The sequence below is a fragment of the Pelorhabdus sp. sgz311002 genome, from assembly GCF_056134285.1.
Genome location: NZ_JBWBCL010000002.1, coordinates 43,140 through 55,166, shown reverse-complemented (window position 1 = coordinate 55,166; position 12,027 = coordinate 43,140). Strand labels below are relative to the sequence as shown.

7 protein-coding genes are annotated in these 12,027 nt (G+C 46.7%); 6 read left to right on the top strand and 1 reads right to left on the bottom strand.

Annotated features, from left to right (window positions below; translation table 11 throughout):
- The first annotated feature begins 4 nt into the window (after window positions 1–4).
- The 4 genes from AC0NJP_RS04205 (at window position 5) to uvrA (ending at window position 7,996) form a co-directional block, all read left to right on the top strand.
- Window positions 5–1,123 (top strand): murein hydrolase activator EnvC family protein, encoded by a 1,119-nt coding sequence (locus tag AC0NJP_RS04205; RefSeq protein ID WP_474698880.1) that lies wholly within the window; start codon window positions 5–7, stop codon window positions 1,121–1,123.
- A gap of 93 nt (window positions 1,124–1,216) precedes the next feature.
- Window positions 1,217–2,368 (top strand): S41 family peptidase, encoded by a 1,152-nt coding sequence (locus tag AC0NJP_RS04200; protein ID WP_474698879.1) that lies wholly within the window; start codon window positions 1,217–1,219, stop codon window positions 2,366–2,368.
- A gap of 580 nt (window positions 2,369–2,948) precedes the next feature.
- Window positions 2,949–5,063 carry an excinuclease ABC subunit UvrB gene (gene uvrB, locus AC0NJP_RS04195; RefSeq protein WP_474698878.1) on the top strand — a complete coding sequence of 705 codons (2,115 nt, stop codon included), beginning with the start codon at window positions 2,949–2,951 and terminating at the stop codon, window positions 5,061–5,063.
- A 110-nt stretch (window positions 5,064–5,173) separates the two neighbouring features.
- Window positions 5,174–7,996 carry an excinuclease ABC subunit UvrA gene (gene uvrA / locus AC0NJP_RS04190; RefSeq protein WP_474698877.1) on the top strand — a complete coding sequence of 941 codons (2,823 nt, stop codon included), beginning with the start codon at window positions 5,174–5,176 and terminating at the stop codon, window positions 7,994–7,996.
- 106 nt (window positions 7,997–8,102) lie between these two features.
- Here uvrA and AC0NJP_RS04185 read toward each other — a convergent pair whose 3' ends face one another.
- A complete protein-coding gene (locus tag AC0NJP_RS04185) occupies window positions 8,103–9,431 on the bottom strand; it encodes an acetyl-CoA carboxylase biotin carboxylase subunit (RefSeq protein WP_474698876.1) in 1,329 nt (442 codons plus the stop codon).
- A gap of 147 nt (window positions 9,432–9,578) precedes the next feature.
- On the opposite strand from AC0NJP_RS04185, the gene uvrC reads away from it, so the two are divergent.
- Both uvrC and AC0NJP_RS04175 read left to right on the top strand, forming a co-directional pair.
- Complete coding sequence (gene uvrC, locus AC0NJP_RS04180; RefSeq protein WP_474698875.1) at window positions 9,579–11,372, top strand: excinuclease ABC subunit UvrC; 1,794 nt, start codon at window positions 9,579–9,581, stop codon at window positions 11,370–11,372.
- Window positions 11,373–11,469: 97 nt separating this feature from the next.
- Window positions 11,470–12,027 carry a LemA family protein gene (locus tag AC0NJP_RS04175; protein ID WP_474698874.1) on the top strand — a complete coding sequence of 186 codons (558 nt, stop codon included), beginning with the start codon at window positions 11,470–11,472 and terminating at the stop codon, window positions 12,025–12,027.

The following is a 12,027-nucleotide window of genomic DNA, read 5'->3' as shown; positions in this document are numbered from 1 at the left end:
TTGGATGAATCGGTTTCGTAAAGGAACTGCTGTAATAGCAGCTCTGGTACTGTTAGTTTTTGGCACAGTTACTGCTTTTGCCGATAATGAAAGTGATCTGCAAAGCGTACAGCAGCAAATGAATACACAGCAAAATAAGATTTCGGAAGCACAGAAAAAAGTAGATGCGATTAACCCGATGCTGCAGTCAGCACAGGTGTCTTATGAGACGGCTCTTAATGAGTATAAGAGCGTCGATTCGCAGCTAAAAGAAACGCAAGGACAGCTTGAGACAAATAAAGAAGTATTGGCTAAGGCGGAAAAAACGCTAGCAGCCAGAACGATTGTACTGAATAAGCGCATGCGCGATGTTTATAAAAACGGTCAGATCAGTTATCTTGACGTGTTGCTTGGTGCAACAGACTTTACTGATTTTACGACGCGTCTGGACTTACTGCAGCGTGTGGTCAAACAGGATATTGACCTTGTGATGGAAGTAAAGGCAGAACGTGAGCTCATTCTAACAAAGAAGAATGAGCTAGAACAAAATCAGGCGCAGATTCAGCAGTTGAAAAATGTGGCAGCCCAGAAAAAGCAAATCATGGAAGAAAAGAAGAATGGGCTGCAGTCGCTCATGAATAGCGCGATCAATGAGCGTGATGCAGCGAATCGTGCTTATCAGGAACTCATGGAAACATCGCAACGGATTGAACGGATGATTCGCGGCGGCGGCTATAATATTGGCCATGGCAGTGGTAGCGGTGCCATGATGTGGCCGATTTCCGGCCCAATTACCTCGCCCTTTGGCGGGCGAAATCATCCTGTGTTCGGCGATCCACGGTTTCATACCGGGATTGACATTGGCGCTGATTATGGCGATACCGTCGTGGCGGCTGATTCGGGCGTAGTCATCTATGCTGATTGGATGGGCGGCTATGGCAAAGCAGTTATGATTGACCATGGCAATGGTATTACGACACTGTATGGTCATAATAGTCAGCTACTTGTCAGCGAAGGCCAGCAAATTGGCAAAGGTCAGGCTGTTGCTTTAGCTGGCGCAACCGGTTATGCTACAGGTCCCCATGTTCACTTTGAAGTGAGGGAAAACGGTACGCCTGTGAACCCGATGGGGTATCTGCCGTAAGTGGTAAGAGCATAGTTTGTGCTGATTTTGCATATAGTTAAGACGGGACGGCGCTCGTGGCGCTGCAGGTGAAGAGAGTTAGGTGATGGGGTTATGAGTCGGCGCAAACTGATTGCCAGCGCAATTTTACTCGTGTTTTGTACTTTTGTTGTAACGACAGCTGGGTTTCTTTACGTGTTGAAAGTTCATACAGGTGATGTATTGTCATCTCTGCAGTTTTTTCGAGCGGTGCAGGTTGTAGAATCGAAATACGTAGAAGATGTACCACTTGATAAGCTGATGGCTGGAGCGATTAAAGGCATGGTTGAGTCGCTCGGCGATCCTCACTCCCTCTATATGGACGCGAAGATGTTCAAAGAGTTTATGATTGAGACAGAAGGCTCTTTTGGCGGTGTAGGAATTGTAGTTGGTGTAAAAGATAAAAAGCTTCTCGTTATATCGCCAATCGAAGGAACGCCTGGTGAACAGTCAGGCATTAAAAGCGGTGATCAGATTGTTGGGATTGATGGACAGCCAACGAAAGATATGCCCCTTGACGGCGCCGTAAGCAAAATTCGCGGTCCAGAAGGGACCACTGTTGTATTGTCGATTAAGCGCGGTAACGAAGAACCGAAAGATTATTCGCTTGTTCGCTCTAATATCCAGATTAAAACAGTCAGCAGCAAGATGCTGCCCAATCAGATCGGCTACATCCGTATTTCCATGTTTAATGAAAATACAGGCAGCGATTTTAATAAGCAGTATCAGGAGCTAGAAAATCAAGGAATGAAGGCTGTGATTCTTGATCTTCGCGACGATCCCGGCGGCTTGCTGGAAGAATGCGTGAAAGTGGCAAATCGTTTTGTACCGCAAGGGCCGATTGTATCAGTAGTGACGCGTGACGGCAAAAGGGAAACCCATACATCGAATTTGCCTGCAGTCAAATATCCTGTGGCGGTACTAGTTAACGGCGGCAGTGCCAGTGCCTCGGAAATTGTAGCAGGAGCGATTCAAGATACGCAGGCAGGAACGCTGATTGGTACGAAGACCTATGGTAAAGGGTCGGTACAGACTCTCGTACGACTCGACGGTTCGACGGCAATTAAATTGACAATCGCAAAATATCTTACGCCGAATGATCGATCGATTAACGGCATTGGGATTGAGCCTGATATTGTACTTGATGCGCCGCCGCCGAAGGACCAGGCTTCGGATGTACAGCTGCAAAAGGCAATTGAAGTGGTCAGCGGTAAGCTGAAACAATAAAGTTATAAAAAGGGAAGCAGAAGGTGAGCCTAGGAAGGAGGGGCGAATCGACTGCTTCCTTTTTTCGCCTTTTTGCCTAATAGACGGCCGGAGAGGAATGGCGATTGCAACGCTCCACCGTTAGCACTTGACTTCCGCTTATGCAAAGGCCATTCCTCTCCGGCCTGCTGGGTGGCAGTCATGGTTGGAGCACGTAATCGCCGCTTACTTCAGGTCTGCTCGGCGGTGAAAAATGAATGCAGTGATTCGTGAGTAGGGGGATGAGGGGAAAGACCACTCCTACTCCGTTCTGCTGAGTGGCAGTAATGGTTGAGGCACGTTATCGCCACCTACTTCAGGTCTGCTCGGTGACAAACATGAATGCAGTCGATTCGAAAGGAGTGGGAGAAGAGAATCGCAAAGAACATTTCGCTGAGGCCTGTTCGGCAATAAAAAATACGAACTTATGTTTGCTTTTTAAGTCGCAATTGTGGTAGTATTTTTTCGTAGCAGTTTATATATATGATTATAATTATTGTGATATAATAATGATTATCTGGCGACGGCGTTTGTCGATTGTTAGAGGAAAGAAGGGTGCACGATGGCGACGGTTCCTAAGCTGAATACGGTCTATCACGAAGGCGGCATTCCTTTTCAAGTGGAGGCGCCCTATGAGCCGAAAGGCGATCAGCCGGAAGCGATTGAACGCTTAGCCCAAGGAATCAGGCAGAATCAGTTTAGTCAGGTTCTACTTGGCGCTACCGGAACAGGCAAGACTTTTACGATTGCCAAGGTAATTGAACAGGTACAAAAGCCGACTTTGGTTATTGCTCATAATAAAACTCTGGCGGCGCAGCTGGCCAGTGAGTTTAAGCAGTTTTTTCCGAATAACGCAGTTGGCTATTTTGTAAGTTATTATGATTATTATCAGCCGGAAGCCTATATTGCTCAGACTGATACTTATATTGCTAAAGATGCATCGATTAATGATGAAATTGATAAACTACGCCATTCGGCGACTAGTTCGCTCTTTGAACGGCGTGATGTTATTATTGTGGCAAGCGTATCTTGCATTTACGGTTTAGGTTCGCCTGATGAATATCAAGGGCTCGTATTATCGTTGCGCGAAGGCCAGATTAAAGATCGTGACGAGATTTTGCGGAAGCTGATCGAAATTCAGTATGAGCGCAATGATATTAATTTTGTACGCGGTAAGTTCCGTGTTCGCGGCGATGTGATTGAGATTTTTCCGGCTGGCTATGCCGAGCGAGCTGTTAGAGTGGAACTTTTCGGTGATGAAGTGGAACGGATTGTCGAGATTGATACGATGACTGGCGAAATTCTCGCACGCCGTAAGCATATTGCTATCTATCCGGCATCTCACTATGTTACTTCCCGGGAAAATTTGCTGCGAGCCGTAGACGATATTCAGGCCGAACTAGGGGAGCAGTTAGCCAAGATGCGCGCTGATGGCAAGTTACTAGAAGCGCAACGGCTGGAGCAACGGACGAATTACGATATTGAAATGATGCTGGAAATGGGCTATTGTTCCGGTATTGAAAATTATTCGCGTCATCTGACGGCGCGGCAGAGCGGCGATTCGCCCTATACGCTGCTCGATTATTTTCCGGAAGATTTCCTTATGGTGATTGATGAATCTCATGTAACTTTGCCGCAGATTCGGGCCATGTATGCCGGAGACCGTTCACGCAAGGATTCGCTTGTGCAGAACGGCTTTCGTCTGCCTTCGGCTTATGATAACAGGCCGCTGAAATTTGACGAGTTTGTCGAACGGATCAATCAGATTATTTATGTATCAGCCACTCCGGCTGATTATGAGATTAAAGAATGCAGTCAGATTGTACAGCAGATTATTCGTCCTACCGGTCTTGTGGACCCTATGATTGAAGTACGGCCGATTCCGGGACAGATGGATGATTTACTTGGTGAAATTAAGCAGCGTACTGCTAAAAATGAGCGCGTTCTTGTGACGACGCTGACGAAAAAAATGGCTGAGGACTTGACGGATTTTCTGAAAGAAACAGGTGTAAAGGTTCGTTATCTTCATTCTGATATTGCCACGATTGAACGTGGTGAAATTATCCGAGATCTTCGTGCTGGCGTGTTTGATGTATTAATCGGCATCAATTTGCTCAGAGAAGGCCTTGATTTGCCGGAAGTCTCGCTTGTGGCGATTCTTGATGCCGACAAAGAAGGTTTTTTGCGTTCAGAAACGTCGCTGATTCAAACAATTGGCCGGGCGGCGCGAAATGCCGAAGGCATGGTTATTATGTATGCTGATCGGATAACTGGTTCCATGCAGCGAGCCATTAATGAAACAAATCGTCGCCGGGAAATTCAGGTGGCTCATAATGAAAAGTATGGTATTACGCCACAGACGATTCAAAAGCAGGTACGAGATTTGATTGAGACAACAAAGGTGGCCGAAGAACCGACTGAATATAAAGTACCGCGTATTACTTCATTGAGTCTGCGGGAAATGCAGGATTTGGCAGCTAGCCTGGAAAAAGAAATGAAAGCTGCCTCCAAGGCTTTAGAGTTTGAACGAGCAGCGCAGTTACGTGATCAGATTGTAGAACTCAGGCAACGCCTGGAGATGGCTGCTCCGAAAGGGCGAGGGAATGGCAAGACGCCGGGAACGAGCAAGACCAAAGGAAGTAGTAAACCAAAAGCAAGTAGCACGCGACGCAGCTAAAGGCAATAATATGACAAAGCAAATAGCTGATACTCAATAAAAAGCAAGCAGCAAACGACGTGTCTAAAGGGCAAAGCGAGTCTGCGAGAGAGAATAGAGAGGAATTTGTTGTGAAGGATCAGATTATTGTAAAGGGTGCAAGGCAACATAATTTAAAGAATATTGATATTACCATTCCCCGTGATCAGTTTGTTGTTATTACTGGCTTGAGTGGTTCTGGTAAATCCTCATTGGCCTTTGATACGATTTACGCCGAAGGGCAAAGACGCTATGTAGAGTCGCTTTCGGCTTATGCTAGACAGTTTTTAGGTCAGATGGACAAGCCTGATGTCGATTATATTGAAGGTCTTTCGCCAGCGATTTCGATTGATCAGAAAACAACCAGCCGTAATCCACGTTCTACGGTGGGAACAGTTACGGAAATTTACGATTATCTTCGGTTGCTGTTTGCCCGAGCCGGAATTCCTTACTGCCCGCGTTGTGGTAAGCCGATTCAGCAGCAGACGGTGGAACAAATGGTGGACCAACTGCTGACTTTAGGCGAAGGAGCTAAGCTCACGATCTTGGCGCCTGTTGTTCGTGGTAAAAAAGGCGAGCATGTCAAGGTTTTTGAACAGATTCGCAAGGCTGGCTATATTCGCGTGCGCGTAGATGGTCAGATTTATGACGTATCAGAAGAAATTTCTTTGGAAAAAAACAAGAAACACTCTATTGAGATTGTTGTTGACCGCATTATTCTTCGTGACAATGTGCAAGCTCGCTTGGCCGAGTCCTTGGAGGCGGCATTAGAGCAGGGTGATGGGATTGTTCTTGTCGGTACTGCCGAGCAAGGCGAGTTGACCTTTAGTGAAAATTTTGCTTGTGTTGATTGCGGGATTAGTTTGCCGGAAATTGCGCCGCGTATGTTTTCTTTTAACAGTCCGTTCGGCGCTTGTCCTTCCTGCACTGGCCTTGGCAACAACATGGAAATTGATCCGTCGTTAGTGATTCCTGACGGCGGCAAAGCTCTAATTGACGGCGCCATTGCCGCTCTTAGCAAGAATTTGAATTCCTACTTTATGTGCCAGCTTGATGCGTTGGTTCGTCAGGCCGGGTTTTCCCTGGATAACTCTTGGGATAGTCTGCCGCAAGATTTACAGCAGACGATTTTGCAGGGAACTGGCGATGATAAGATTACGTTTTCTTATGAAAATATGTACGGCGAAGAAAAGACCTATCATGTTGCGTTTGAAGGGGTCGTGCCAACGCTGAACCGCCGTTACCGCGAATCTTCCTCTGACATGATGCGCGAAGAAATCGAAGCATTTATGAGTTCTAAGCCTTGCCCGAAATGTCACGGCGCCAGGTTGAAACCTGAAGCTCTTGCGATTCGCATTGGCGATAAAAATATTTATGAAGTCACACAGCTTAATATTGCGGACTGCCAAGAGTTTTTTGCCTCACTAACACTTACGCCGCGGCAGCAAACGATTGCCAAACAGATTTTTAAAGAAATTGCCGCAAGACTTGGCTTTTTAAATGATGTGGGACTCGATTATTTGACGCTCGATCGGGCGGCGGGGACGCTTTCCGGCGGCGAGGCTCAGCGAATTCGTTTGGCTACGCAGATTGGCTCAGGTCTCGTAGGCGTTTTATATATTCTAGATGAGCCGAGCATTGGACTGCATCAGCGCGATAATAATCGTCTGTTGGCGACGCTAAAGCATCTGCGCGATCTTGGCAACACGCTGCTTGTAGTAGAACATGATGAAGATACGATGATTGCGGCTGATCACATTATTGATATTGGTCCAGAAGCTGGCGTTCACGGCGGCCGCGTAGTCGCTCAAGGGACGATTGAGGACATTAAAGCCTGTCCCGAATCGATTACTGGCCAGTATCTCAGCGGTGTGCGGCGAATTCCAGTGCCGCAGGAACGACGTAAACCCAATGGCAAATGGCTGGAAGTCGTTGGCGCGAAAGAAAATAATCTTAAAAATGTTACCGTGAAGTTCCCTTTGGGCCTGTTTACAGCAGTAACTGGCGTATCAGGGTCTGGTAAGAGTACTCTCGTCAACGAGATTCTCTATAAAGGATTGGCGCAGCAGGTATATGGATCCCGCCATCGCGCTGGCGAGCATAAGCTCTTAAAGGGCGCCGAGTTTATTGATAAAATTATTGAAATCGACCAATCGCCGATTGGCCGCACGCCGCGGTCGAATCCGGCTACCTATACGGGACTCTTTGATATTATTCGTGAAGTTTTTAGCCAGACGCCGGAAAGCCGGATGCGCGGTTATAAGCCGGGGCGCTTCAGTTTTAATGTCAAAGGCGGTCGCTGTGAAGCTTGTCATGGCGATGGGATTATCAAAATTGAAATGCATTTTCTACCTGACGTGTATGTGCCTTGTGAAGTTTGCAAGGGCGCCCGTTATAATCGAGAAACCCTGGAGGTACATTATAAGGGGAAGAGTATTTCTCAGGTCCTGGCGATGATTGTTGATGAAGCTGTAGAATTCTTTCAAAATATTCCTAAACTCCATCGCAAATTGCAAATTCTTCAGGATGTGGGCCTTGGTTACATTAAATTAGGCCAGCCGGCCACGACACTTTCCGGCGGCGAAGCTCAACGGGTAAAACTCGCGACGGAACTAGCACGCCGCAGTACCGGCAGAACTCTTTATATTTTAGACGAACCGACGACCGGGCTGCACACGGCAGATATTCATAAACTTTTAGAAGTTCTGCAGCGTCTAGTCGATGGCGGCGATTCTGTCCTAGTCATTGAACACAATCTCGATGTGATTAAGACGGCAGACTATTTAATTGATCTGGGACCGGAAGGCGGCGTAAGAGGCGGTACGATTGTTGCTGCAGGCACGCCCGAAGAAGTTGCCAAGGAGAAGAAATCCTATACAGGTCAGTTCCTTGCCCCAATACTAGCGCGAAACTAGCTAAATTTGGCATATAAATAAAAAAAGCGGCCATAGCGGTGGCCGCCAAGCCCTACAGGCTTGAACAAATAGGCTTTTATAATAAGGGTCTAAACCTTATTAACGATTAAAGAGCCATCTTTTTGGCAACAAATTGTGTGTCAATGTCGCCTGAGCAAAAGAGGGCGTTACTGAGCACTTGCTGGTGAAACGGAATGGTTGTGTGAATACCGCCAATTCGGTATTCGGCAAGTGCTCTTTCCATAATGCGAATTGCTTCGCCGCGTGATCTGCCAAGAACCATGACCTTGGCAATCAAAGAATCATAATAAGGCTGGATTGTAGAGCCAGCCATGACGCCGCTGTCGACACGGACAGAAGGACCGCCAGGCTGATGGTAAATGGAAATGGTTCCAGCCGAAGGAAGAAATTGCTGAGCAGGGTCCTCGGCGTTAATGCGGCACTCAATGGCGTGACCATGAAAGGTGATATCTTCCTGATTGAGATTGAGGACTTTCCCTGCAGCAATTTTAATTTGTTTTTTCACTAAATCAACACCAGTGACAAGTTCCGTAATACCATGTTCAACCTGAACACGCGGGTTGATTTCCATAAAGTAAAAATTCCCTGAATGATCCATCAAAAACTCTACTGTACCAATATTGCGGTAGTGAACTGCTTTGGCGGCGCGAACAGCCAGTTCTCCTACACGGTCGCGCAAGGCGCTGGTAAGAGCGCTGGAAGGACATTCTTCTAGCAGCTTTTGATTCCGCCGCTGCAAAGAACATTCGCGCTCGCCTAAGTGAATGGTGTGACCATAGTGGTCAGCTAAAATTTGTACTTCAATATGACGCGCACCTGTAATATAGTGCTCTAGTAGAAAGGTATGTACTTGACCGGCACTTTCTAACATTTCATAATTGTGAAGGAGTTCTTCCTCCGTATTGCAAATTATCATACCGTGACCGCCGCCGCCGGTGCTAGGTTTTAAAATAACCGGATAGCCAACTTCACGGGCAATTGCGACTGTAGCTTCTTTGGTAGTTAATAGACCGCTGCCTTCAATTAAAGGGATGCCGATTGATTTCATAGCAGCTCTCGCGGCGTCTTTATTGCCTACTTGATTTAGCGTTGCTGCCGTAGGACCTACAAAAGTAAGGCCTGCAGTTGTTACTGCTTCGGCAAATTCAGCGTTTTCAGAGAGAAACCCGTAGCCAGGATGAATGGCGTCGGCTTGCACTGTTTTAGCAGCGTTAATAAGCGCTGTACTGTTTAAATAGCTGCTGACCGCGTCAGCAGGACCGATACGGCAGGAGTAGTCGGCAAGCTGCACGTGTAGAGAATCTACATCTGCATCAGAGTATACGGCAACTGTTTTTACTCCAAGCTCCTGGCAGGCCCTGATAATTCGGACAGCAATCTCACCGCGGTTGGCAATGAGCAGTCGATTGAACATCGTCTAGACCTCCATTAGCAAATAATATATAATTTATACTTGGTCCTAATATCAACTATTATAGGACGCAAATATTATTTTGGCAACTAGAATAAAAGAAATTCTCTAAAAATACAGTATTTTGTATACAAAAATAGGAGGACTAATATGACAGAAGAGGTAGCGGAAAAACTCAAAGTACTGCCAGATCGTCCAGGATGTTACCTCATGAAGGACAGTCAGGGGAAAATCATATACGTTGGTAAGGCTGTCAACTTGAAAAATCGCGTTCGTTCTTATTTTCAGCTGAGCGCAAATCATTCGCCAAAAGTCAAGGCGATGGTATCACATATTGCTAATTTGGAAACGATTATTACAACATCAGAAATTGAGGCGCTGATTTTAGAATGTAATCTAATTAAGAAGCATCGCCCGAAATATAATATCAGCCTGCGTGATGATAAAACCTTTCCTTATATTAAAGTTACTGTGGGTGAGCCCTTTCCCCGCTTGTATGTGACGCGGAAGGTGTTAAAAGACGGCGCTCGTTATTTCGGCCCCTTTACGAATGCTGGCGCGATGCATGAAACGGTAAAATTAATTAGGCAGCTTTTTCCGTTGCGGACTTGTCCGAAACTGCATGGGCAAAGACCTTGTTTGCAGTATCATATTAAACGCTGTCTAGCGCCTTGCGCCGGGCTGGTTAAGACGGAAGATTATCGGGAAATGGTAGAATCGATTTGTCTGTTCTTAGAGGGACGCAGTGACAATGTGACCAAAAAACTGCGAAAAAGCATGGAATCGGCGGCGGAAGCTCTTGACTTTGAAACGGCAGCTAGACGGCGGGATCAGCTTGCCGCGATTGAGCAGGTACAAGCGAAGCAGAATATTGTTACAGGTTCTGGTGATCAGGATGCTATCGGACTTGCTAGGTCTGCTATTGGTACGTGTGTGCAAGTCTTTTTTATTCGCAGCGGCAAGCTCATTGGCCGAGATCACTTTTTGCTTGCTGGTAGTGAATTGGAGGACGATGGCGCTGTTCTCGACGCTTTTTTAAAGCAGTACTATAATCAAACTACCTTTATTCCTCGTGAAATTCTTTTGCCGCTTCCTGTGCCGGAACAGGAACTTTTCGCCCAGTGGCTCAGCGAAACAAAAGGTGGTTCGGTGAAACTAATTACGCCGCAGCGTGGCACGAAACATGATTTAGTGGAAATGGCTTCAGGTAATGCGGCTATTGTATTAGAGCAGCAAGCCCAGAAACTTGCCCATGAAGATGCCCAGACAAGCGGCGCTGTGGCTGATCTTGGGCGCTATCTCGGTCTTGCCAAGGAGCCTTATCGCATGGAGTGTTTTGATATTTCTCATATTCAAGGTGCTGAGACCGTAGCCTCTATGGTCGTTTTTGAAGGTGGAAAGCCCAAGAAAGAGGATTATCGGCGCTTTAAGCTGAAAACAGTGGAAGGGAAACCCGATGATTTTAAATCCATGCAGGAGGTGGTCGGGCGTCGCTATGGTAAGGAGGACTGGCCGTTACCTGATCTGATTATCATTGACGGTGGCAAAGGACAGTTGAGTTCTGCGCTGACAGTGATCCGCGCTTGCGGTTACGATGGTCCCGTGGTCGGGCTCGCTAAGGAATTTGAGCATATCTTTCGCGAGGGCGAGTCTAATCCGGTAATTTTGCCGCGCCATAGTCAAGCGCTTTATTTGGTGCAGCGCATTCGTGACGAGGCTCATCGCTTCGCGATTACCTATCATCGTAAGCTTCGGTCAAAACGAAATCTTGTTTCCGTTCTTGACCATGTGCAAGGAATCGGCCCTAAGCGACGTCAGGCCTTGTGGGATCATTTTGGCACTTTGGCCAAAATCAAAACGGCTTCTGTAGCAGAACTGTTGGCGGCGGACGGGATGAATCAAGCGGCGGCAGAAGCTGTATATCTTTTCTTTCGCCAGAAGTAAAAAGCTTTTGTTTTTTGGGACAGACGTAGTAAAATAAAAGTATCAACAATTGCTTGGTAATTGATAACAAATTAGAAACTCGAGGGGGCTTTGGTCAATGCAAAATAAAACATTATGGGTTGTGATCGGGGTCATTGCTTTACTGCTCATTGGATCTGTGACAAGCTATAACGGTTTAGTCAATCTGAATGAAAATGTAAACGGAAAGTGGAGCCAAATTGAAAATCAATTGCAGCGCCGCAGTGATCTTATCCCCAACTTAGTCAATACAGTCAAAGGCTATGCAGCTCATGAACAAAGCGCGATTCAAGCAGTAGCTGATGCGCGTGCCAAACTAGGCGGCGCGCAGGGACCTGCAGCGAAAGCGGCGGCGAATGGTGAATTAAACGGAGCTTTAAGCCGGTTGCTGGTTGTGGCCGAAAATTATCCGAATTTGAAAGCTGATAAAAATTTCCGCCAGTTAATGGACGAGTTAAGCGGCACGGAGAATCGGATTGCTGTAGCCCGTAAGGACTACAATGATTCCGTACAGATTTATAATACGAAAATCCGTACTCTGCCGACGAGTATTTTTGCGGGTATGATGGGCTTTATGCCGAAAGAGTACTTCAAGGCTGATGAAGGAGCAAAAGAGGTGCCGAAAGTTCAATTTTAA

Excerpts from the sequence above, each read along its gene's own strand:
- AC0NJP_RS04205 (WP_474698880.1), top strand. The coding sequence starts at position 5 with ATGAATCGGTTTCGTAAAGGAACTGCTGTAATAGCAGCTCTGGTACTG.
- uvrB (WP_474698878.1), top strand. The coding sequence starts at position 2,949 with ATGGCGACGGTTCCTAAGCTGAATACGGTCTATCACGAAGGCGGCATT.
- uvrC (WP_474698875.1), top strand. The coding sequence starts at position 9,579 with ATGACAGAAGAGGTAGCGGAAAAACTCAAAGTACTGCCAGATCGTCCA.
- AC0NJP_RS04185 (WP_474698876.1), bottom strand. The coding sequence starts at position 9,431 with ATGTTCAATCGACTGCTCATTGCCAACCGCGGTGAGATTGCTGTCCGA.
- AC0NJP_RS04175 (WP_474698874.1), top strand. The coding sequence starts at position 11,470 with ATGCAAAATAAAACATTATGGGTTGTGATCGGGGTCATTGCTTTACTG.
- AC0NJP_RS04200 (WP_474698879.1), top strand. The coding sequence starts at position 1,217 with ATGAGTCGGCGCAAACTGATTGCCAGCGCAATTTTACTCGTGTTTTGT.